Below are 22,466 nucleotides of genomic sequence, written 5' to 3'. Positions count from 1 at the left end.
TTTAGCGTCAACGTCTAATGAACTGGCAATCGAGAGCTTTAGATTAATAAGTACATTACATTAAAGAAAAAAAGCTTGAGGGCTGTAATTCTCTCAAGCTTTTTTGTGGTGTCTTGTATTGTTATTTATGTTACAAAATCGCGATGGCTCCTCTCGCCGTGCGCCTTTTAGGAGAAACCCACTCCTAAAAGGCTTAAAACATTACGGCGGCTCCGCTCATCGCTTCGATTTATAAGAAACAGGGAAGTTCGCCCTGTTTCTTATAAATCTTTAAGCTCCTGGTGGCATGTTGCTCTCATCATGTCGTCGTTCTAAATTAACGAACTTGTTGTATTCCTTTACAAAGGCCAGTTCTACTGTCCCAACTGGACCATTACGTTGCTTTGCGATAATAATTTCAATAATGTTTTGGTTCTCAGTTTCCTTGTCATAGTAATCGTCACGATACAAGAACGCAACGATATCAGCATCCTGCTCAATACTTCCTGATTCACGAATATCTGACATCATTGGACGTTTATCTTGGCGTGATTCTACCCCACGAGATAGCTGAGAAAGGGCAATAACAGGAACCTCAAGCTCACGAGCAATCTGCTTTAGCGTACGGGAGATCTCTGATACTTCCTGCTGCCTGTTTTCACCTGATTTGCCGTTTCCTTGAATAAGTTGCAAGTAGTCAATCATAATCATCCCTAAACCATGTTCCTGCTTTAATCTACGGCACTTTGCACGAATATCGTTAACTTTTACCCCAGGTGTATCATCAATGTATATACCAGCTTTAGCAAGGCTACCCATTGCCATCGTTAACTTTTGCCAGTCTTCAGAGGTTAGCGCCCCTGTTCTCATTCGTTGGGCATCGATATTCCCCTCTGCACAGAGCATACGTTGAACAAGCTGGCTCGCTCCCATCTCCAAACTAAAGATGGCTACATTCTCTCCTGCTCTTGTTGCAACATTTTGTGAAATATTAAGCGCAAAAGCCGTTTTACCAACTGATGGACGAGCGGCAACAATAATTAAATCATTACGCTGGAACCCTGCTGTCATTCGATCTAACTCTACGAAGCCAGTTGGAATTCCTGTAATTTCACCTGAATGATTTTGCAACTCTTCAATCTTATCGTACGTTTCTATTAATACATCTTTAATTGATATAAACGCACTCGTATTTTTTCGTTGTGAAACATCTAAAATTGTTTTTTCTGCCTCTGTTAAAATCGTATCGACTTCTTCTTCACTCGCATACCCATCTGCAGCAATATTTGTTGCTACCTTTATCAACCTGCGTAATACAGACTTCTCTTCAACAATTCTACTATAATAATCAACATTTGCTGCTGTTGGAACTGCATTCGCTAGATCACCTAAATAAGCAACTCCGCCAATCTCTTCTAACCACTTTCGATCTTGTAACTCCGCCGTTACGGTAACGAGGTCGACAGGTTCTCCCTTTTCAGCCAAATCAAGCATAACTTGATAAACCCGCTGATGAGACGCGCGGTAAAAGTCATCTGGTAATAATCGTTCTGAAGCGGTAACGAGCGCTTCATCTGCTAAGAAAATAGCACCTAAGACTGCTTGCTCAGCTTCAATGTTCTGTGGTGGTGTACGGTCTGCAAACAAGTCACTCATGCTCTCTCTCCTCTCCTAGATTACGATTAGCATTGCATAGAGGGTGTCCATCCTAGGACACCCTCATCAATCAAACATTTATTTTTCTTCAACAACATGAACTTTCACTGTTGCTATGACATCCGGATGGATCTTAATTGGTACATTTGTGTATCCTAATGCACGAATTGGATCATCAAGCATAATCTTACGCTTGTCGACCTTTTTCTTCATCTTCTTTAATGTTTCAGCAATTTGCTTTGTTGAAATGGCACCGAACAGGCGGCCGCCTTCACCTGACTTCGCTTTAATTTCAATCGTTAATGCTTCTAATTCTTCTTTATACGCTTTTGCTTGGTCGAGCTCCTCGTCCGCTTTTTTCTGCTGACTCTTTTTCTGCGCTTCTAAGTTTTTTAAGTTTCCTTGAGTTGCTTCAACAGCTAGTTGGTTTGGAATCAGGTAGTTTCTTGCGTAACCTTCCGACACATTTTTTGTTTCCCCTTTTTTCCCTTTTCCTTTCACATCTGCTAAAAAGATAACTTTCATTATGATTTTCCCCCTTCTAAGTAATCATCTATAGCATGTTGTAATTGTTCTTTTGCCTCATTCATTGTCATGCCTTCAAGCTGAGTTGCAGCGTTAGTCAAATGACCTCCGCCATTCATTCCTTCCATAATTACCTGGACATTTACTTCCCCTAATGAACGAGCACTAATGCTAATAATGCCATCTTTTCGTTTTGAAATGACGAATGATGCAACGATTCCTTTCATCGTAAGTAACGTATCTGCAGCTTGAGCTATAAGAATTTGGCTATATGTCTCTTCTTCATTAGCTGTAGCAATGGCAAGACCGTCATGATAAAACTCGGCACTTTCTACTAATTTAGCACGCTTTACATAATGGTCCAAGTCCTCTTTTAAAAGTCTTTGAACTAAAGCTGTATCTGCACCATTTGAACGTAAAAAAGATGCTGCATCAAATGTACGTGCTCCTGTTCTAACGGCAAAACTTTTCGTATCAACAATAATTCCAGCTAATAGAGCCGTCGCCTCTAACCGATCCATTTTCAACTTTTTCGGTTGATATTCTAACAGCTCAGTTACCAATTCAGCTGTTGAAGATGCATATGGCTCCATATAGACAAGGACTGGATCTTTAATAAACTCCTCACCCCGACGATGGTGATCGAGGACAATAATTCGTTCAACCTTATTTAGCAAAGCTTCTTCTATAACAAGTGAAGGTTTATGCGTATCAACAACAATTAGTAGAGTGTCAGATGTAATCTGTTCAAGTGCCTCAGCTGGCGTTATGAACTTTGACCATAAGTCATCATGACTTTCCACTTCTTCCATGAGCTTTTGGACATCATGATTAATATCATTAGGGTCTAAGACAATATATCCTTCCGTTTCATTTACCTCAGCTATTTTTTGGACACCGATAGATGCACCTATCGCATCCATGTCAGGATTTTTGTGACCCATAATAAACACTTGCTCACTTTCTAAAACGAAGTCACGTAACGCATGCGAAATGACACGTGCTCTAACTCTTGTCCGTTTTTCAAGTGCATTGGATTTCCCACCATAAAATGTAACTTTTCCATTCTTTCTCTTAATGGCAACCTGATCGCCGCCTCGTCCTAATGCTAAGTCTAAACTAGATTGAGCTAATAACCCTAGTTCCCTTGATGAATCTTCACCCGTACCTACTCCAATACTTAATGTAATAGGTACTTTTTCTTTCCCAGTTATTTCTCGGATTTGATCGAGAATATCAAAGCGATTCTTCTCAACCTCTTTTAATGCCTTAACATTCATAATAGCAATAAACTTATCCGATGCTGTTCTTCTTAAAAAGATTTGTTTTTCATTCGCCCAATTATTAAGCGTCAATGTAACTTGACTCACTAAACGACTACGGAGTTGATCCTCCATGCCTTGCGTTACTTCATCATAATTATCAAGTAAAATAAAAGCTACAACTGTTTGTGTTTCTTCAAAACGTTCTTGTACCTCTTCTTTCTCGGTAACATCTAAAAAATAAATAAGTCGTTCATCCGCTTCAATTGACACATGAAAAACCAAATCTCCAATTTTTATTGTATCACTATTAATCCCATCATCTAATAATGTTCGGAGCTCTTCACTTATCTCCTCAATTTGCTTTCCAATAACATCTGTCGTAATAACAGAAGTGACATATGGATTAGCCCATTGAATTTTCCTCTCTTCGTTAAAAAGCAAAATTCCAATAGGCATCTTTGTAACGGCATCTTCACCCGCTTTTGATACTCGGTAAGACAGGGTTAAAATATACTTTTCTAAGTCGCGTTCAAAATAAATTCTAGCTTGAACAGCATAAATAGCAACTACACCTAATATGAAAAAACCAATTATCCCAATTTGCCATTGGTACCATGTTAAGACACTAACAAACAAAAAAGCCACGGCAAATAGAATAATGATATGGTAGCCGTGCCACCGTTTCAATAAAAACTTTGGCATATTGTCAGCTCCTATTTTTTCTGGCCTGAAATACGCTTTCGTAAATCAAAGCCTAAATCAATAATTCCAATGATTCGAATGATATAAAGTAATGGCGGCAACAGAATAGCAGCAACAAGAATAACAATCGGGACGACTGTTGTCACCTTTTTTTGATAGAAGTAATAGAAAATAACAGCCAGCCCTTGGACAGCAATGATAATTTCAAGCAATGGGAACAGGTTCCAAATCACCATAAACATCGTTGTCCCTTCTTCTGCTCCAATCATCGCTAAAATTAATATAATCAAGTAATACCATAGGAATGCTTTAGGGAAACTCCACTCACGAAAAGGCGGCAACGGATTAACCTGGTGGCCTAATCTTTTCAAAAGAAAATAGCTAAGCAGCTTCGTAATTAAAGCAAGAGTGACCCCCATTCCTACAATCATAACAGGAGCCAAATAGACAAGGTTATTAATTAATTCATATGCTTGCTCAAGCTGATCAGTAGTTTGTCCAAACGAACCTAATGTTGATTGAGCTAATTCCATTTGTTCTCTCGTTAAATCAATTGCCATTTGCATTGGATTTTCACCAAGTATTAAGACAAGCACTAAGAACATAAGTAATGCATTAGCCGTATAAACCAAGCTAGCCCCAATTAGCACGCCAAACCCTGATAGTTTACGACGGTAGAGCTCACCTACGATAATTCCCCCACTACCGAAAATGAGAGTGCTTGGAACTGTCACCAATCCTCCAATAACAAACGCTAAAAAGAAGGCTACAACCCAAAATAACAATCCAGCCTTTAATCCTCTTCGATATGTGTAGACAACAAACGGCAATGGCAAAGCCCACACCGTTATCATACCCAAAAGAGGGACATAAGTAGTTATAGCCAAAAGTATTGCAAACACAGAAGCAAGCAAAGCTCCTTCTGTTAACACTCTTGTGTTTTTCATACTGACACCTCGTCTTCAACTAATAACAGTCAATCCACTAACTCAATAGTCCTTGATCTATTTTAGCGTACTTACTCTTAAAATTAAAGCTCCGACTCAGATCATGCTAGAACGATACATCAAATCATGGCAGAACTTTGTCGAATGCACTCAATTATAAAATTAAAAAAGCATGACAGAAAAAGACTTCTGTCATGCTTTTTAAATAATTAGTTCACTTCATTGACATAAGGCAATAAAGCGATTTGACGAGCACGCTTAATAGCGATTGTCAATTGACGTTGGTACTTCGCTGAAGTTCCAGTTACACGACGAGGTAAGATTTTACCACGCTCTGAAATGAAACGTTTTAGAAGATCCGTATCTTTGTAATCGATTTTCGTAATTTTGTTTACAGTGAAGAAACAAACCTTACGACGCTTTGGACGACCACGACGAGCCATGAGACAGCACTCCTTTCAGATTATTATTTATCAAACACATTATTTTCCTACGAACAGTAAGAGAGGTCGTTAGAATGGCAAATCATCATCCGAGATATCAATCGGCTTCCCGTCATTTGCAAATGGATCCTCATTAAATCCACCAGATGAACGGTTTTGATTATTGTTCTGCTGCCTACCTCCAAAGTCATTCCCACTAGGAGCAGATCCACCACCAAAGTAATCATTTCCTTGTCCTTGATTGGAGTTAGAATTAGCTCCACGAGGCTCAAGGAATTGAACACTTTCCGCCATAACTTCTGTGATGAAAACGCGTTTTCCTTCATTGTTGTCATAGCTACGTGTTTGGATTCGGCCATCTACACCTGCTAAGCTACCTTTTTTTAAATAGTTAGCAACATTTTCTGCTTGCTTGCGCCAAATAACACAGTTAATAAAATCTGCTTCGCGCTCACCTTGTTGATTAGAAAATGGACGATTTACTGCCAATGTAAAGTTAGCAACTGCAACTCCATTTGGTGTGTAACGTAGTTCTGGGTCGCGTGTTAAACGCCCAACTAGTACGACTCGGTTCAGCATCCGAACCCCTCCCACTTCTTAAATAAATTATTCTTCGTCTTTTGTAATAAGAACACGAATAACGTTATCGTTGATCTTAATAAGACGGTTGAATTCTGCAATCGCTTCTGAGTTAGCTTGTACATTTAACAATACGTAGAAACCTTCACGAAAATCGTTGATTTCATATGCTAAACGACGCTTACCCATCTCGTTAACCTTTTCAACTTCAGCACCATTTGTAGTTAAAACGTTATTGAAACGCTCGATAACTTCTTTAGTAGCTGCTTCTTCTAGGTTTGGAGCGATGATGTACATAATTTCGTACTTACGCATTCCGGTCCACCTCCTTTTGGTCTAGCGGCTCCATAATTGGAGCAAGGAGCATTAACTCAAAATAATATGAGTCATTGCACTCGCATTTCTCGATTATAACAGACTGAATTTCCCACTGCAAGCTGTTTTTGAATAGATGTTGTATTTTGTCAATTAAAATGTAGAATCGACTCGAAACTTCTTAGTCATTATACTATCTGTGGCTCAAAGCCCTCAAGTTGCTTGTTATATTTTATACAAAGCATTTTAGAAGTGAGTACAACGGTCAAAGTTCGTATAAGGAGTCCGGTATAGATTACAAATAGGAGTTTCATTCGCACATTATTGGTATTCAGCTAACATCGCATTATGAAAACAAAGGTAAGGATCCGATACTAGATAAGCGAATCGGATCCTGGTTCCGCTAAAATGTTGAACAGCTGCTATAAGAGGACTAAAAGGGTCCCTGGTTCCGTTAACTGTACGAAATCTATCAATTTAAAGGTGGAAATTACCCAATAACGGAACCAGGATCCGAAAGCATAGTTCAAACCTAGGTTTTCTGAGAAATAGCGGAATGAGGTTCCGTGTTCCCTTGAAAATAGGGTTCCTAAACGGAAAAACTCTAACTGTCTCAAAACCCTCCCTTAGCTCCCCCCCGATGGCAATGGCTTCTCTCACCGTGCGCTTTTTGAGAAGGGCGCTCAAAAAGCTTAAGAGCTTTACGGCGGCTTCGCTCATTGCTTCAAGCAACAAGAAAAAGGCCTAAGTTCGTGGCCTTTTTCAACTCCCTCGAGCTCCCCCCCGATGGCAATGGCTCCTCTCGCCGTGCGCTTTTTGAGAAGGGCGCTCAAAAAGCTTAAGAGCTTTACGGCGGCTCCGCTCATTGCTTTGAGCAACAAGAAAAAGGCCTAAGTTCGTGGCCTTTTTCTTGTTGCTCTTATACATTAAATCTAAAGTGGACTACATCTCCGTCTTGGACGACGTATTCTTTCCCTTCTAGTCGTACTTTTCCTCTTTCTTTAGCGACGGCCATTGTTCCAGCGTCGACTAAATCATCATAGGATACGACCTCTGCACGGATAAAGCCGCGTTCGAAGTCAGTATGGATAATTCCTGCTGCTTGAGGGGCTTTTGTTCCTTTTCTGAAAGTCCATGCTCGTACTTCTTGGACACCTGCTGTGAAATATGTTTGTAACCCTAGTAAGTCATAAGCTGCACGGATTAATTGATCAAGCCCAGACTCTTTGATTCCTAATTCTTCAAGGAACATTTCCTTTTCTTCGCCTTCTAGCTCGGCAATTTCTGATTCAATTTTGGCACAAACAAGAATAACTTGACTGCCTTCTGCTAAAGCAAACTCTTTTACTTGTTTTACATAATCATTATCTTCTGGTGAAAGCAAGTCTTCTTCACTTACATTGGCTACATATAGAACCGGCTTGCTTGTAAGAAGATGGAGTTGTTTTACAATTTTTTGTTGTTCATCTGTGAAATCAATGCTGCGTGCTGGCTTTTCTTCTTCAAATGCATTGCGAAGAAGTTCTAGTACTTCTAACTCAGCGACCGCTTCTTTATCTTTTGTTTTTGCTAATTTAGCTACACGTGTAATACGCTTCTCAATCGATTCAAAGTCAGCCAAAATTAGTTCAAGGTTAATGACTTCAATGTCACGAATCGGATTAACTCCTCCGGAAACATGAGTAATGTTATCGTCGGCAAAACAACGAACAACATGTGAGATTGCATCAACTTGGCGAATGTGCGAAAGAAACTTATTTCCTAACCCTTCCCCTTTACTTGCCCCTTCCACAATTCCAGCAATATCGGTAAATTCAAAAGCAGTAGGAATTGTTTTTTTCGGTTCTACAAGTTCTGTTAGCTTTTGCAAGCGGTGGTCAGGTACCTCTACGATTCCCACATTCGGGTCAATCGTACAGAAAGGGTAATTTGCTGATTCGGCTCCAGCTTGTGTAATTGCATTAAATAAAGTCGACTTTCCCACATTTGGCAAACCGACGATTCCAGTTGTTAAAGCCAAAATACTCACTTCCTTCTTCTATTATATGAACGTAAATAACAACAATAAGAGCAAAACTTTGTGTGAATAAAAAATAAAAAACCTTCTCAACCATACCAATTATAGTGATTACACAATAAAAAGACAAGGCAATATAGGGACGTGACCTATTTATCGCCTTGCTCTTTAAGACCCTTGCTCTATTACTTTTTTTAGTTTCTTAGCAAAATCCTTTCGAGGAAGCATGACACTATGCTCACAACCGAGGCACTTAATACGGACATCCATCCCCATCCGAATGATCTTCCAACGATTTTCCCCACAAGGATGCTGCTTTTTCATCTCTACAACATCATGGAGAGCAAACTCTTTATTAACCATACAGGATGCCTCCTTTTTCAAACAGCCTTTTATTGGTTGTTATTATACACGAAAAAGGCTTCCTGAGTCGAGAATCCTAAATCATTTTCAATATTAACGGATCCTCATTCCGCTAAAAGAGAGAAAAACAATCCTAAAGAGGCGAAGTGGATCCTGGTTCCTTTATAGCCATAAAATCGCTGGAAATATAGGTCGAAATAGGAGAATAACGGAATGAGGATCCTAAACCTCACTTAAAACAAAGGTTTTAAAGGAAATAGTGGAATGAGGATCCGTCAAAACAGCAAAGCGGATCCTCATTCCGCTATTTAAAATTTAATGGGTTTATCCTCGGGTTTGCTCATTAATTCTTTAAAGGGTAGCCTGAGTTAAAAAAGTCGATAATATTATAAAAACGCAATGGGGTAACTCCATTGCGTTCCTCCCTATTAATAATAGAACTAAATTGCGAATTTCCTATGATTCAACGAAACTCTCCTTCTTCCTTCCCTACTTTGACTGCAGAGCCCTGTGGTTCATAATCGGATACAACAAAATGGAAGCCAAAACAAATAAGTTTAACACGCCATAGAGTGGGTAAAGAACAGAAATAAGAGTTGAAAAACCAAATGTCGTCAGTGGTGCCATAATTGCGATTAACAAAAGAGCAATTAACCAAGCTGGCCCTTTTACCCAAGCCCTCATCCTTGATAGTAATCCAAATACACCAGCTGCTGCCGTTGTATAAATAGCAAGCCATAATAAAGCTGACATAATTAACATCATAAAATATGGGTAATGTTTCAAAATTGCAAATAGCGGGATTTCATACAACATAATATCGCTAGCTACTTGAAGCAATGACTCGTTATACAAAAATGAAATCGAACCTAAGATAATTCCGCTCCCTAATGAAGCAATCCACATCTCTCCCTTATGCTTTATTTCGTGACCAATCGCACCTAAAACAGCAATTAGAGGCAAAATATTTAGTGCTGTAAACGTTAAAGCAGACGGCCAATTATGCTGTGCGTCTATTTTAAATTCAATAGGAAATCCTTTTAAATATTGAAAAGCTAGCAAGATAGCAATTAAAAAAACGATGAGAATAGGAATGATGAATGCATTCATCGATGTCATTCCCTTCGTATCCCACAAGAAAAGTATGACCACCATTCCTCCTATGATAAGAGTACCTAGCCAGTAAGGGATATGAATAACTTCTAACGTCGCCCCACCGCCAGCGAGCATGATAACCGTTGTTGAAAATAAATAAATGATAATCATGACGTCATACATTTGAGAGAGACGTTTTCCCATCAACACTTGCAGGACAGGTAAATAATGTTTGGACTTATTTTCATAGCTAATATTTAAGATCACTTTCACTGAAATAATAAAAAGAACGGCAAAAAGAATAATTGCTAGTCCACTTTCAGCACCAAAAAATTCCCATAGCTCTCTTCCTGAAGCATATCCAGCTCCTATCATTGTACCTATTATTAAAAACATCCACTTTAACCCATTTCCCCACATATGAAATCCTCTCCTCGCCCTCTACTAAGTGCTATATAAAAGTGTTTGATCATAAACACATCAATTAAGATAATGTGAACTGTTATGTATAGAAAGGAAAAAAGTTCCGTATACTGTTACTACTATGGCAAAGGAGGCGAGGTTATGAGTACAAACCATCGTCTGTTTGGAAAAAAAAGTTCTCCCATCCGTGTTCATATGGAAGATGCAACAGCGGTTAAGCAATTATCTGATCAACTTTTTAATATGACGGAAATTCATAGTAAGCGTGACCTCGTCGTTGTTTGTATCGGTACTGATCGTTCTACAGGTGATTCACTAGGTCCGTTAATTGGAACAAAATTAGAAACTGCTCACTTGAGGAGATTCCATGTTTATGGAACATTAGAAAATCCAGTGCATGCTGTAAATCTAGAAAACCGTTTAGCAGAAATAAAAGAAAACCATTCCAGACCTTTTATTTTAGCCATTGATGCTTGTCTTGGCAGGATGAATAGTGTCGGAAAAATCTCATTAGCAGAAGGCCCTGTACAACCAGGTGCTGCTGTTCAAAAGAAGCTCCCTTCTATTGGTGATATCCACATGACAGGTATTGTCAACATCGGGGGGATGATGGAGTATTTTGTTTTGCAAAACACAAGGCTGCACACCGTGATGCAAATGGCAGAGACAATGGCAGAGACGATTGTAGCAACTGACCAACGTCTTCCTGAACAAGTTGCTTCTACATCTCTTTTGCAATCATTACGTTTAAAGCCACAAATCTTATTGCGCTCCAAAAATGAAACGCCACTGTAGAAATTCATCTACAGTGGCGTTTCACTTTATTATTAACCAAAAAAATACATAGCGGTGACAAGCATTGCTACAACTACAATGCTAGGTAGTAGATTTGCTACCCTTATTTGCAAAACCCCTAATATATTCAAACCAATTGCAATAATCATGACTCCTCCAGTAGCTGTCATTTCAACAATGAAGTTGTCCATTAGTAGAGTCGGTACAAATTGGTTGATTTGTGTTGCAAGTAGCGCAATTCCACCTTGATAAAGCACAACTGGAATAGCTGAGAAGATCACACCTATTCCTAATGTCGAGGTGAAAATAAGAGCCGAGAACCCATCAAGCAGCGACTTCGTATAAAGAACAGAATGATCACCACGTAAACCGCTATCTAATGCACCGAGAATCGCCATCGCACCAACAACGTAAATTAATGTGGCTGTGACAAAAGCTTTCGCAACTGCCCCATCTTCTTTCGCCCCTACTTTCGTCTCAATCCAAGCACCTACTCGATTTAAGCGTTCCTCTATATCTATTTTCTCTCCAATAACTCCACCAATAACGAGACTACCAATGACAATAAGAAACTGTTCGCTTTTAAGAGCCATTCCAATTCCTAAAACGACTACAGCAAGAGCAATTCCCTGCATTGTCGTTGTTTTCATTTTTTCTGGTATGTTTCGAACTAATAAACCTACAACTGCAGCTACCACAATGGCAAGACCATTGACAAGCGTTCCCGTTAAAACCATGCCCTCTTCTCCTCGTTTACAAAAATGCCATTCTAATCTCTTCTATTGCTTCCAAAAGTGTATCCACTTCTTTTATCGTGTTATACGGACCAAAGCTTACACGAATAAGTCCTTTCTCACTAGTTTGTAATGCTTGGTGAGTTTTTGGTGCGCAGTGCATTCCTGCTCGAACAGCAATTTGATAATGCTCATCTAAGATCATCGCAGCTTCATGGCTTTCAACCCCATCTATTTCGAATGGAATGACCGCAACCCTCTTTGACAAATCAGATGGTCCATAACTACTTACTCCTGAAATGCCCGCAAGTCCTTTTAAGAAATGATCCATGAGCTCTTTTTCATGTTTCCATATATCCTCTATTCCCATCTCAACAACTGCATCGATTCCGGCTGATAGACCAGCAATACCTGGTGTATTTAATGTACCAGCCTCGTACCGATTAGGCCAACTATGTGGTTGGTGAAGGAGCTCAGATTGATTTCCTGTCCCTCCTACCACTAATGGAGATAAATTATAGTCATCTTTTGATATTAAAACTCCAGTCCCTTGTGGCCCTAATAACGATTTATGTCCAGCAAAGGCTAGTAAATCAATCGCGTCTTTTTCTATATCAATAGGAATCGTTCCAGCTGTTTGAGAAGCGTCTAGCAAAACGACAATCTCTCGCTCTTTCGCAATCTTTGACACGTCACTTATTGAAATAACAGCACCAGTTACATTCGATGCATGAGAAATAGCAAACATACACGTCTTCTCAGTGCAAGCTTTTTCAAACTCTTCAACAGCAATGATCCCCTCTTCATTTGGCTCAACATATGTAATAGCAATCCCTTTTTCTGATGCTAGCTTTTCAAGTGGCCTTATAATGGAATTATGTTCAAACATCGTTGCTACAACATGGTCTCCTTCTTGAAAGGGGAAGCCAAGTATTGCCTGATTAAGAGCCATCGTTGCATTTTGGTAAAACCAAACATGCTTTTTATTTGGCGCACCAAACATCGTCGCTATTTTCTTTCTCGCTTGTTCGATAACTTCTCTCGCTTGTTCAGCGAGCTTATGCCCACCACGACCGGGATTTGCACTATAACTAGCAACAGCTTCATGCATGGCTATAGCCACTTGTTCTGGCTTAGGGTATGATGATGCGGCATGATCAAAATATATCATTTGCTTTTGTCCTTTCCTCCATTAATCAAGTGAACGCACTCACAATAACACACTTTGTCATTTAATCATACAAAAAGAAGGCGACCAGATAAGTCACCTTCTTCTACGATAATACAAGAAGCACCAATTTTCCACTTTCTTGTATTCATGTAGAACTGTTATAAACGGTTCTCAGAATCTAACAATTGAACAATCCGCTCCAAATCTTCTTCTGAAAAATAATCAATTTCTATTTTCCCTTTTTTCTTACCTGGTTTAATAGCAACTGAAGTTCCTAAACGAGTTCTAAGTACATCTTGTCTCTCTTTTAGAAAAGGAGTAAGCGTCACTTTTTTACGACTTGTTTCACGTGGAACTCTCTCGTTGATTTGATTGACTAACTCTTCAACTTCACGGACACTTAACTTATCTTGCAATATTTTCTCAAGAAGGGCTGACAACTTCTGCTTATCTTTTAAGCCCAATAAAGCTCGTCCATGCCCCATTGAAAGTTTGCCATCTGAAATAAACTCTTGAACTAATTTAGGAAGATTCAACAAACGTAAGTGATTAGCAATATGAGGTCGACTCTTCCCTAGACGAGCTGCAAGCTGTTCTTGAGTCATCGATAAATGATCCATTAACTTCTCATAGGCAGTTGCTTCCTCAATAGGATTTAAATCTTCACGTTGAAGATTTTCAATTAGAGCTAGCTCCATCATTTTTTGCTCATCTAACTCTTTAATAACAACAGGAACTTCCTTTAAGCCAGCTTTCTGTGCTGCACGAAAGCGCCTTTCACCAACGACAATTTCATAGCCTTTTATACTTTTCCTCGCAATAATCGGCTGCAAAATACCATGCTCAGCAATAGATTCTGAAAGCTCTACTATTGCCTGTTCTGTGAAAGTTTTCCGAGGTTGATAAGGATTCGGACGCAATTGCGATACTGCAATTTGTTCAACTTTATCTTGGATCTCCTCGTTCGGTTCAGGAAAAAACGCTTGTAACCCTTTACCTAACCCTTTCGCCACTCGCCACCACTTCCTTTGCTAGATCTACATACACTTCTGCACCTCGTGACTTAGCATCATACGTTATAATTGGTTGTCCATGACTTGGCGCTTCACCTAAGCGAACATTTCTAGGGATAATCGTATCAAACACCTTTTCACGAAAGTACTTTTTCACTTCATCGATAACTTGTATTCCAAGGTTCGTTCGTGCATCCAACATCGTTAATAGGACGCCTTCAATTTCAAGGTCTGTGTTTAGATGTTTTTGAACAAGACGAACTGTATTTAGTAATTGACTCAAACCTTCTAGTGCGTAGTATTCACACTGAACAGGTATTAAAACTGAATCTGACGCTGTTAAAGCGTTAATTGTCAACAATCCTAAGGAAGGTGGACAATCAATGAAAATATAATCATAGTTTTCTGCTACTGTTGATAGAGCTCGTTTCAAACGAACTTCTCGTGAAATCGTTGGAACAAGTTCAATCTCTGCACCTGATAATTGAATGGTAGAAGGTAAAACATCTAAGCGTTCCACAGATGTTGATTTGATTACATCAACCGCTTCAACATCTTCGACAAGAATGTCATAGACACACTCATCGACATCACCTTTTTCAACACCTACCCCACTTGTTGCATTCCCTTGTGGATCAATGTCAACAAGCAAAACTCTTTTACCAATATGCGCTAAACAAGCACTTAAATTGACAGCCGTCGTCGTTTTGCCGACGCCACCTTTTTGATTTGCTACAGCAATGATTTTGGCCACGCTGTCACCTACTTTCCATCCATAACTCGAACTCTTTTATTTTAACACAATTTGTCGCAATCTTTTTTATAAAAATATCGAAAAAACAAAGAGGATCTACCAAAAGGTCATTTCTTGACCTTTTGGTAGATCCTTAGAAGCAATAAACTAAGCCGTCGCATGCTTTTATTGAATAATATTTCATACCGAAAACTTGCTTTGCACATACAAATTTAACTCATGTTTCCTCATAATAAGGTACGCGATGAATATACCATTGCAAATAGAATGATAGATTATTATTTTTTAGGGATTCGTATTGTAAATTGATAAAATTCATCATGCTCTTCTTCATCTGTATCTACATGTAACCCACTCTTCACTACCATATCAACTGACTGCCGAATGGTATTCATCGCAATACGCATATCTTTTGAGTACGATTTGCGTGTTGGTTTCTTTTTCTGATTGGGTTGACCTTCTAGATGAAACTTTACTCTTTCTTCTGTCTGCTTTACATTCAATTGTTTTTCCAAAATTTCTTCTAACAATTTAACTTGTAATTCTTCGTTTTTTAATGATAGCAATGCACGTGCGTGACGTTCAGAAATCTGGCGTTCCAGTATTGCATTTTGGACAGCTTCTGGTAGATTCAACAAGCGCAATTTATTAGCAACCGTTGACTGACCTTTTCCGAGACGCTGAGCTAAGCTCTCTTGTGTTAAGCCATGCAAGTCTATTAGTTTTGCATAAGCAATCGCCTCTTCAATTGCTGTTAATCCTTCTCTTTGAAGGTTCTCAATTAATGCAACAGATGCAGTTTGAGAATCATTGAATTCTTTAACGAGCGCAGGGATTTTCTCCCATCCGAGCTTTGTTACAGCTCGCCATCTACGTTCGCCTGCAATGATTTCAAACTTACCGTCCCTCTCCCGTACCACAATCGGTTGAATTACACCATGTGTTCGGATCGTTTGAGCCAGTTCAGCAATTCGTTCTTCATCAAATACTGTTCGCGGCTGAAAACGATTTGGTACTATATCTGAAACAGTTATTTCCCTAACCTCTTCATTGCTGCTTCCTTCATTTGCTTCTTCGTTTCCACTAACTTCAACCTCTGCCTGCTTGTCACTAAAGCCAAAAAGGCGTGAAAACGGTTGCCTCATCGCCTGACACCACCTTCTGATAGTAACCGTCTAAGATTTAATTCGACATTCACGTGCTTTAGTCCTTCTTTTAGCCATACTTCATTTATAGCCTGCACACCATACATCGTCAAGTGAACGTTCTGTTCCAAAAAAAAGGTAACCCTACTAAACTAATAACATTATACTATTTTACTAGACTTCTAACAAAGTCTCATTATCGAAATTATTACTGCACTAAGTATAGCCTTAGGGCTATGTTCCACGTGGAACATAGCTTATAAAGGCAATTTATTTGGTGTCCCTGGCTTTCTTGGGTATTTCTTAGGAGTTGGTTTCACTTTTGACATTTGAATAATGTGGCGCTCACTCTCTTCAATTGGTAATAAGAATGAATCATCTGCTTTTACTTTTCCACCTAGTACTTTTATTGCTTTTTCAGCATCCTTTAATTCTTCAGATGCCCCTGCACCCTTTAATGCAATAAAGTCACCTTTTTCTTTTACTAAAGGCAAACATAGCTCAGAAAGTACGGAAAGCCTAGCAACTGCACGTGCAGTTGCTATATCATACTGTTCTCGATGCTGCGGGTTTTGACCAAACGTTTCTGCTCGATCATGGTAAAACGAAACCTTTTCTAACCCGAGTTCATTTGCTAAATGCTCTAAAAACCCAATCCGCTTTTTGAGTGAATCAACAATACTAACATGTACTTCTGGATAGATTATTTTCAGGGGAATACTCGGAAACCCCGCACCTGCACCTACATCAATTAATTTCTTTCCATCCTCAAAATCATAATAAAAACTCGCTGTAATTGAATCGTAAAAATGTTTTAAATACACATCATCTTCTTCTGTGATGGCAGTTAAGTTCATTTTTTCGTTCCACTCAACTAACAGTTGATAATACAACTCGAACTGTTGCTCTTGTTTAGCTGAAAGCTCAATGCCTTTTTCCTTCAATAAAGAACTGAATTGTTTTTTACTCATGACGACTCTCCATATTTACTTATTGGGTTTTCGCTAACCTTCCTTGTTCTAGGTACACAAGGAGAATGGAAATATCAGCAGGATTCACACCTGATACCCTTGATGCCTGCCCTACTGAAAGCGGACGGACTTCGGCTAACTTCTGTCTAGCTTCTGTTGCTAAACCATTGATAGCAGAGTAATCTAGATCCTCAGGAATCTTTTTGTTCTCCATTTTCTTCGAGCGCTCTACTTGCTGAAGCTGTTTGCCAATGTATCCTTCATACTTCACTTGAATTTCCACTTGCTCTGTAACATCCTCAGATAAAGGTTCTTCAGGAGGTTCAATTACTTTCGCCACATCTGGATAAGTTAGTTCCGGTCTTTTTAGCAGCATTGTAGCACGGACTGCCTCTTGCATTGGGGCCGAACCAACTTGTTCAAGTACCTCTTTTACTTGTTCAGAAGGTTTCACGATAATTCCTTCTAAACGTTTCTTTTCTTCAGCTATTTGTTCTTTCTTCTTCAGGAAACGACCATAACGCTCTTTTGAAATCAAACCAATTTCGTATCCCTTCTCTGTCAAACGTAAGTCCGCGTTATCATGACGGAGAAGCAAGCGATACTCTGCACGCGAAGTAAGCAAACGATACGGCTCACTTGTGCCCTTTGTTACAAGGTCATCAATGAGTACTCCAATGTACGCTTCAGAACGGTCAAGGATGATTCCTTCTTTTCCTTGTGCTTTTCTTGCAGCATTGATTCCTGCCATAATACCTTGTCCTGCAGCTTCCTCATAACCAGAAGTTCCATTAATTTGCCCTGCTGTGAATAAACCAGGTACCTTCTTCGTTTCAAGTGTTGGCCATAGTTGCGTTGGAACCATTGCATCATATTCAATCGCATAACCAGGGCGCATCATTCTTACATTTTGGAGACCAGGAACCGTTTTTAAAATTTCTAACTGCACATCCTCAGGTAAGCTCGTCGATAAGCCTTGAACATACACTTCCGAAGTATTTCTTCCTTCTGGCTCCAGAAAAATTTGGTGACGCGGTTTGTCATTGAAACGAACAATTTTATCTTCAATTGATGGACAATAGCGCGGTCCTGTTCCTTCAATCATACCTGAATACATAGGAGATCTGCTTAAATTGTTGTTAATAATTTGATGAGTATCTTCACTTGTATATGTTAACCAACAAGGAAGCTGATCTGTAATATATTTTGTCGTTTCATATGAAAATGCACGCGGTTTATCATCGCCTGGTTGGATTTCCGTTTGATCATAATCAATCGTACTTCCATTCACTCGAGGCGGAGTCCCTGTTTTAAAACGAACCATCTCAAATCCAAGCTCTTTTAAATGATATGACAACTGCACAGATGGCTGCATGTTATTAGGTCCACTTTCATAACTTAGATCACCAATGATAATTTTCCCTCTTAAGTAAGTTCCTGTCGTAATAACGACTGCTTTCGCCTTGTACTCAGCACCAGTATTTGTTATAACTCCTTTACAAACACCATCTTCAATAATTAGTCGTTCAACCATTCCTTGACGTAATAAAAGATTTTCATTTTCCTCTATTGTTTTCTTCATTTCATGTTGGTAAAGGTATTTATCTGCTTGTGCACGTAATGCACGCACAGCCGGTCCTTTTCCTGTATTGAGCATTCGCATTTGAATATGGGTCTTATCAATATTCCTTCCCATTTCACCACCTAATGCATCAATTTCCCTTACAACAATACCTTTTGCAGGACCACCAACCGATGGATTACAAGGCATATATGCAACTGCATCTAAGTTCAGTGTTAACATTAACGTTTTTGCTCCCATTCTTGCTGCTGCAAGTCCAGCTTCGACCCCTGCATGCCCTGCACCAACAACAATGACATCAAATTGACCACCTTGATAATTCACAAAGCTAACCTCCTTAGTGAAAATGCTCAGTTGTCCTGGCACCTTTCATTTTGAATTAAATATAAATTTATACTTAAGCATTGCATTTCACTTACTAACTCAAACATACCCAGCTATTTCCCCAAACAAAACTGGGAGAACAGTTGATCAATTAGACTCTCTTGAACACTGTCACCAATTATTTCACCAAGCAGTTCCCATGTTCTTGTTACATCTATTTGAACGAGATCAATCGGAACGCCCATTTCAATTGCACCAACTGCATCTTCAATTGTCGACTTCGCTTGTTCTAATAAAGCAATATGCCTTGTATTGGATACATACGTAACATCATCACCTTCAATTTCACCTTCGAAAAACAAATCAGCAATTGCTTGTTCAAGCTGATCGACTCCCTCATCGCGAAGGAGCGAGGTAGTAACTAACGGACGGTCTGCTGCTAACTTTTTCACCTTCTCTAGATCAATCTTTTGCTCAACATCCGTCTTATTAACAATGACAATAACGTTCATTTTTTCTACAGCTTCAAACAATGCTTCATCTTCGGAAGATAATTCCTCTCCATAGTTTAACACTAATAGAATGAGATCTGCTTTTTTCAACACTTCTCTCGAACGTTCAACACCGATACGTTCAACAATATCTTCTGTTTCACGAATTCCAGCTGTATCAACGAGCCTTAACGGAACACCTTTTACATTTACATACTCTTCAATAATATCTCTTGTTGTTCCTGCTACATCTGTTACAATCGCCTTATTTTCATGAACAAGACTATTTAACAATGATGATTTCCCTACATTCGGACGACCGATAATAACTGTAGATAGACCTTCACGTAAGATCTTTCCTTGCTTGGCCGTTCCGAGCAACTTATCAATTTCATTTATAACAAAAGTAGCTTTTTCTTGTAACATGCCATGCGTCATCGTCTCAGCATCGTATTCAGGATAATCAATATTGACTTCGACATGTGCAACAGTCTCTAACAGAGCTTGACGCAAAACGCCAATTTTTTTCGACAAACGTCCATCTACTTGTTTTAGTGCGACATTCATCGCGCGATCTGTTTTTGCACGGATTAAGTCAATAACCCCTTCAGCTTGAGATAAATCTATTCTTCCATTTAAGAAAGCTCGCTTGGTGAATTCCCCTGGTTCAGCAAGTCTAGCTCCGTGCCTTAGTGCCAATTGCAGAACTCGATTAACAGAAAGCAACCCACCATGACAATTAATTTCAACTACATCCTCACGAGTAAATGTTCTTGGTGCTCGCATAACCGAGACCATCGCTTCTTCTACCCGCTCATTTGACGATGAATCAACGATATGTCCATAAACAATTGTATGACTTGGAACATTAGAAAGCTTATCTTTTCCACTATACAGTTTGTCAGCTATTTGAATAGCGTCATCACCACTTAAACGAACTATTCCAATAGCGCCTTCCCCAAGCGCAGTTGATATTGCTGCTATTGTATCAAACTCCATTACCTCTCACCTCATTTGTCACGATCTTGTTCTAATTTTTATTAGTATCGACTTACTTTTCAATTCATATAGCCTATAAAGGACGGTTCTTTTATTTTAAATAAAAACTTTATTATATAAGAAGATATAGCAAATAAAAAGAGATAAGCTACCTTCCATTATACTCTCTATACAAAAATCCTCTACCATGAAAGAGAGGCTGTTGAAAAAGGATGAGCTTCTCCTTTTTCAACAGCCTCGAGGATTTCTACTTTTATTGAGGCTTAATGACAATATGTCGGTTTGCCCCTTTTCCTTCTGATTCTGTTACAACACCAGGAACGGATTTAAGCCTTTCATGAACGATTTTCCGCTCAAGGGCATTCATTGCCTCTAAAGGTAATGATTTTCTCGTATCCTTTGCTTTTTTTGCTACACGGTCAGCAAGCTGTTCGAGTGTCTGCTTTCGTCGTTCACGATAATTTCCAATATCAAGTTCCAAGCGTGTGTATGATTGATCTTGTCGATTCCCAACAAGGTTTGTTAAGTACTCGAGAGCCTCTAACGTTTGTCCTCGTTTCCCTATTAATCGACCTGCCTCATTAGAATCTGCTAATTCAAGCAACACACGATCTTTTGAAGATTTTTTCGTAATGACGGTCTCATGACCCATTAATCGAACAGTCTCCTCTAAGAAGCTTTGCGCTACTTCAACCGGATCAGGTAGAACATGGGCTTCAATTTTTGCAGGCTTCGAACCTATAATACCTAAAAAACCTTTTTGAGGCTCCTCTATTACACGGTATGAAAGTTTCTCTCTTGTTGTCTGCAATTCATTCATTGCATTTGCAATGGCCTCATCAACTGTCTTCCCTATCACGGTTATATGCGTCACTTCTTTTTACCTCCCTTTTTTGCCTTACTCGGTTGTTGCGCAGCTGCATTTTCTTCTGCCTTTTTCCCGACATTTGGCCCAGTGATAAAATAAGTTTGAGCGATCATAAAGATGTTACCGACTACCCAATAAAGTGTAAGTGCCGTTGGGAAGAAAATAGCAAATACGAAGATCATAATCGGCATAACATATAATAAAATTTTCATTTGCGGGTTATCTGTTACCATCATCATCTTTTGTTGGATAAATGTTGTGATCCCCGCAACGATTGGTAGAATGAAAAATGGATCAGGTGTCCCTAATTCAAACCATAAAAATGGTTGGTTACCAATTTCCCCCGTACGCATAATCGCATGATAAAACGCAAGTAAAATCGGCATTTGAATAAATAACGGCAAACAACCAGCTAATGGGTTAACCCCATGTTCTTGGAACATTGCCATCATTTCTTGTTGTAACTTTTGTTGAGTCTTTTGGTCTTTCGCACTATATTTCTCACGAAGCTTCTGCATCTCTGGTTGGATCGCTTGCATCGCTTTTGCACTCTTTGTTTGTTTAATCATTAAAGGCAAAATCAAAATACGTAAAAGAATCGTAACGACAATAATAGAAAGTCCATAGCTTCCATTAAAAATATCTGCAAAATAAATGATTAACCATGATAAAGGATAAACCAAATATGAATCCCAAAAACCAGTACTATCTTTTGTAATTGGTTCTTCAATATTGAAACACCCTGTCATTAAAACAAGAAGCCCAATCATCATGGCCACCAAGCCAAATTTTTTCAGCACGAGTTCTCCTCCTTGTCCCTCTTACATCATATATATATGAAAAGCCTACTCTAACAGAATAAACTCACTTTAAAAGATCGATCTATGTTTGCTTTACTTTTTTAAGCACTCTCGCCTTCCTCATTACATGAAGCAAGCTTTGTTCGACTTCCGTAAAGCTCATGGAGGCAGCTGGCTTTCTAGCGATCACAACATAATCAGTATTTTTTTCAATAGACTCTTCTTTCAAGCGAAATACTTCTCGAATATAGCGCTTTACTTGATTGCGTGTGACAGCATTGCCAACCTTCTTACTGACAGATAATCCAAGTCTAAATGGACCTTGTCCTTCCTTTGGCAATTTATATAGAACAAACTGCCGATTTGCAACGGATTGTCCATTTTTAAATACCTTTGAGAATTCTTCATTCGTTTTAACCCGTTGCTCTTTTCTCAAGAAATACACTCCTTAACAAATAAGAACTCTTTCATTCCTATCTACTAAATACGCACTATAACAGAAGAAAAAGA

General features: G+C 39.1%; 23 protein-coding genes. 1 reads left to right on the top strand and 22 read right to left on the bottom strand.

Translation table 11 applies throughout. The annotated features are described in order from the left end of the window. Positions 1-270: 270 nt before the first annotated feature. The 10 genes from dnaB to MF646_RS10140 form a co-directional block, all read right to left on the bottom strand. The gene (gene dnaB / locus MF646_RS10185; protein ID WP_250096395.1) at positions 271-1,635 is read right to left on the bottom strand and encodes a replicative DNA helicase; all 1,365 of its coding nucleotides are present in this window, start codon (positions 1,633-1,635) and stop codon (positions 271-273) included. 78 nt (positions 1,636-1,713) lie between these two features. After that, the gene (rplI, locus tag MF646_RS10180) at positions 1,714-2,160 is read right to left on the bottom strand and encodes a 50S ribosomal protein L9 (protein WP_250096394.1); all 447 of its coding nucleotides are present in this window, start codon (positions 2,158-2,160) and stop codon (positions 1,714-1,716) included. Beyond that, complete coding sequence (locus tag MF646_RS10175; RefSeq protein WP_250096393.1) at positions 2,160-4,127, bottom strand: DHH family phosphoesterase; 1,968 nt, start codon at positions 4,125-4,127, stop codon at positions 2,160-2,162. Before MF646_RS10175 ends, rplI begins: the two co-directional genes overlap by 1 nt. Before the next feature lie 11 nt (positions 4,128-4,138). Further along, complete coding sequence (locus MF646_RS10170) at positions 4,139-5,074, bottom strand: YybS family protein (protein WP_250096392.1); 936 nt, start codon at positions 5,072-5,074, stop codon at positions 4,139-4,141. 209 nt (positions 5,075-5,283) lie between these two features. Beyond that, on the bottom strand, positions 5,284-5,517 hold the full coding sequence (gene rpsR, locus MF646_RS10165; RefSeq protein ID WP_035663316.1) for a 30S ribosomal protein S18: 234 nt from the start codon (positions 5,515-5,517) through the stop codon (positions 5,284-5,286). A 69-nt stretch (positions 5,518-5,586) separates the two neighbouring features. Continuing rightward, positions 5,587-6,096 (bottom strand): single-stranded DNA-binding protein, encoded by a 510-nt coding sequence (gene ssb / locus MF646_RS10160; protein WP_034628905.1) that lies wholly within the window; start codon positions 6,094-6,096, stop codon positions 5,587-5,589. Between the two features lie 27 nt (positions 6,097-6,123). After that, positions 6,124-6,411 carry a 30S ribosomal protein S6 gene (rpsF, locus tag MF646_RS10155; RefSeq protein ID WP_250096391.1) on the bottom strand — a complete coding sequence of 96 codons (288 nt, stop codon included), beginning with the start codon at positions 6,409-6,411 and terminating at the stop codon, positions 6,124-6,126. A 919-nt stretch (positions 6,412-7,330) separates the two neighbouring features. Then, positions 7,331-8,431 carry a redox-regulated ATPase YchF gene (gene ychF / locus MF646_RS10150; RefSeq protein ID WP_250096390.1) on the bottom strand — a complete coding sequence of 367 codons (1,101 nt, stop codon included), beginning with the start codon at positions 8,429-8,431 and terminating at the stop codon, positions 7,331-7,333. Positions 8,432-8,596: 165 nt separating this feature from the next. Then, positions 8,597-8,791, bottom strand: coding sequence for a DUF951 domain-containing protein (locus tag MF646_RS10145; protein ID WP_250096389.1), 195 nt, complete (start codon positions 8,789-8,791; stop codon positions 8,597-8,599). Positions 8,792-9,280: 489 nt separating this feature from the next. Beyond that, on the bottom strand, positions 9,281-10,306 hold the full coding sequence (locus tag MF646_RS10140) for a YkvI family membrane protein (RefSeq protein ID WP_250096388.1): 1,026 nt from the start codon (positions 10,304-10,306) through the stop codon (positions 9,281-9,283). Between the two features lie 144 nt (positions 10,307-10,450). Here MF646_RS10140 and yyaC point away from each other — a divergent pair, with 144 nt between their 5' ends. Continuing rightward, positions 10,451-11,104, top strand: a complete 654-nt coding sequence (gene yyaC, locus MF646_RS10135; protein ID WP_250096387.1) for a spore protease YyaC — start codon at positions 10,451-10,453, stop codon at positions 11,102-11,104. A gap of 32 nt (positions 11,105-11,136) precedes the next feature. Here the strand turns inward: yyaC and MF646_RS10130 are convergent, their stop codons facing one another. The 12 genes from MF646_RS10130 to rnpA all read right to left on the bottom strand — a co-directional run bounded on the left by MF646_RS10130 (position 11,137) and on the right by rnpA (position 22,392). Continuing rightward, positions 11,137-11,841, bottom strand: coding sequence for a DUF554 domain-containing protein (locus MF646_RS10130; RefSeq protein WP_250096386.1), 705 nt, complete (start codon positions 11,839-11,841; stop codon positions 11,137-11,139). A 16-nt stretch (positions 11,842-11,857) separates the two neighbouring features. Then, positions 11,858-13,009, bottom strand: coding sequence for an aminotransferase class V-fold PLP-dependent enzyme (locus MF646_RS10125; protein ID WP_250096385.1), 1,152 nt, complete (start codon positions 13,007-13,009; stop codon positions 11,858-11,860). Positions 13,010-13,167: 158 nt separating this feature from the next. Beyond that, positions 13,168-14,022, bottom strand: a complete 855-nt coding sequence (locus MF646_RS10120; protein WP_250096384.1) for a ParB/RepB/Spo0J family partition protein — start codon at positions 14,020-14,022, stop codon at positions 13,168-13,170. Beyond that, the gene (locus MF646_RS10115; protein ID WP_250096383.1) at positions 14,003-14,776 is read right to left on the bottom strand and encodes a ParA family protein; all 774 of its coding nucleotides are present in this window, start codon (positions 14,774-14,776) and stop codon (positions 14,003-14,005) included. Before MF646_RS10115 ends, MF646_RS10120 begins: the two co-directional genes overlap by 20 nt. A 278-nt stretch (positions 14,777-15,054) precedes the next feature. Further along, the gene (gene noc, locus MF646_RS10110) at positions 15,055-15,921 is read right to left on the bottom strand and encodes a nucleoid occlusion protein (protein WP_250096382.1); all 867 of its coding nucleotides are present in this window, start codon (positions 15,919-15,921) and stop codon (positions 15,055-15,057) included. Beyond that, positions 15,918-16,052 carry a hypothetical protein gene (locus MF646_RS23270; protein WP_275980274.1) on the bottom strand — a complete coding sequence of 45 codons (135 nt, stop codon included), beginning with the start codon at positions 16,050-16,052 and terminating at the stop codon, positions 15,918-15,920. Before MF646_RS23270 ends, noc begins: the two co-directional genes overlap by 4 nt. A 126-nt stretch (positions 16,053-16,178) precedes the next feature. Next, a complete protein-coding gene (gene rsmG / locus MF646_RS10105) occupies positions 16,179-16,892 on the bottom strand; it encodes a 16S rRNA (guanine(527)-N(7))-methyltransferase RsmG (protein ID WP_250096381.1) in 714 nt (237 codons plus the stop codon). A 19-nt stretch (positions 16,893-16,911) separates the two neighbouring features. Continuing rightward, positions 16,912-18,798, bottom strand: a complete 1,887-nt coding sequence (mnmG, locus tag MF646_RS10100) for a tRNA uridine-5-carboxymethylaminomethyl(34) synthesis enzyme MnmG (RefSeq protein ID WP_250096380.1) — start codon at positions 18,796-18,798, stop codon at positions 16,912-16,914. Positions 18,799-18,911: 113 nt separating this feature from the next. After that, on the bottom strand, positions 18,912-20,288 hold the full coding sequence (gene mnmE / locus MF646_RS10095) for a tRNA uridine-5-carboxymethylaminomethyl(34) synthesis GTPase MnmE (protein WP_250096379.1): 1,377 nt from the start codon (positions 20,286-20,288) through the stop codon (positions 18,912-18,914). A gap of 253 nt (positions 20,289-20,541) precedes the next feature. Continuing rightward, positions 20,542-21,162: an RNA-binding cell elongation regulator Jag/EloR gene (gene jag, locus MF646_RS10090; RefSeq protein WP_250096378.1), complete on the bottom strand. Its 621-nt coding sequence runs from the start codon at positions 21,160-21,162 to the stop codon at positions 20,542-20,544. Further along, positions 21,159-21,956 carry a YidC family membrane integrase SpoIIIJ gene (gene spoIIIJ / locus MF646_RS10085; protein WP_250096377.1) on the bottom strand — a complete coding sequence of 266 codons (798 nt, stop codon included), beginning with the start codon at positions 21,954-21,956 and terminating at the stop codon, positions 21,159-21,161. The genes jag and spoIIIJ overlap by 4 nt, the downstream gene beginning before the upstream one ends. A gap of 82 nt (positions 21,957-22,038) precedes the next feature. Beyond that, positions 22,039-22,392: a ribonuclease P protein component gene (gene rnpA, locus MF646_RS10080; protein ID WP_250096376.1), complete on the bottom strand. Its 354-nt coding sequence runs from the start codon at positions 22,390-22,392 to the stop codon at positions 22,039-22,041. Positions 22,393-22,466: the final 74 nt, after the last annotated feature.

It is taken from the genome of Halalkalibacter alkaliphilus (genome assembly GCF_023555415.1).
Taxonomy (GTDB): Bacteria; Bacillota; Bacilli; order Bacillales; family Bacillaceae_D; genus Halalkalibacter; species Halalkalibacter alkaliphilus.
This window is presented reverse-complemented; position numbering and strand designations above follow the sequence as displayed.

Bases quoted from the DNA above. Each gene is read 5' to 3' on its own strand.
- dnaB (WP_250096395.1), bottom strand. From the start codon at position 1,635: ATGAGTGACTTGTTTGCAGACCGTACACCACCACAGAACATTGAAGCT.
- rplI (WP_250096394.1), bottom strand. From the start codon at position 2,160: ATGAAAGTTATCTTTTTAGCAGATGTGAAAGGAAAAGGGAAAAAAGGG.
- MF646_RS10175 (WP_250096393.1), bottom strand. From the start codon at position 4,127: ATGCCAAAGTTTTTATTGAAACGGTGGCACGGCTACCATATCATTATT.
- MF646_RS10170 (WP_250096392.1), bottom strand. From the start codon at position 5,074: ATGAAAAACACAAGAGTGTTAACAGAAGGAGCTTTGCTTGCTTCTGTG.
- rpsR (WP_035663316.1), bottom strand. From the start codon at position 5,517: ATGGCTCGTCGTGGTCGTCCAAAGCGTCGTAAGGTTTGTTTCTTCACT.
- ssb (WP_034628905.1), bottom strand. From the start codon at position 6,096: ATGCTGAACCGAGTCGTACTAGTTGGGCGTTTAACACGCGACCCAGAA.
- rpsF (WP_250096391.1), bottom strand. From the start codon at position 6,411: ATGCGTAAGTACGAAATTATGTACATCATCGCTCCAAACCTAGAAGAA.
- MF646_RS10145 (WP_250096389.1), bottom strand. From the start codon at position 8,791: ATGGTTAATAAAGAGTTTGCTCTCCATGATGTTGTAGAGATGAAAAAG.
- MF646_RS10140 (WP_250096388.1), bottom strand. From the start codon at position 10,306: ATGTGGGGAAATGGGTTAAAGTGGATGTTTTTAATAATAGGTACAATG.
- yyaC (WP_250096387.1), top strand. From the start codon at position 10,451: ATGAGTACAAACCATCGTCTGTTTGGAAAAAAAAGTTCTCCCATCCGT.
- MF646_RS10130 (WP_250096386.1), bottom strand. From the start codon at position 11,841: ATGGTTTTAACGGGAACGCTTGTCAATGGTCTTGCCATTGTGGTAGCT.
- MF646_RS10125 (WP_250096385.1), bottom strand. From the start codon at position 13,009: ATGATATATTTTGATCATGCCGCATCATCATACCCTAAGCCAGAACAA.
- noc (WP_250096382.1), bottom strand. From the start codon at position 15,921: ATGAGGCAACCGTTTTCACGCCTTTTTGGCTTTAGTGACAAGCAGGCA.
- rsmG (WP_250096381.1), bottom strand. From the start codon at position 16,892: ATGAGTAAAAAACAATTCAGTTCTTTATTGAAGGAAAAAGGCATTGAG.
- mnmE (WP_250096379.1), bottom strand. From the start codon at position 20,288: ATGGAGTTTGATACAATAGCAGCAATATCAACTGCGCTTGGGGAAGGC.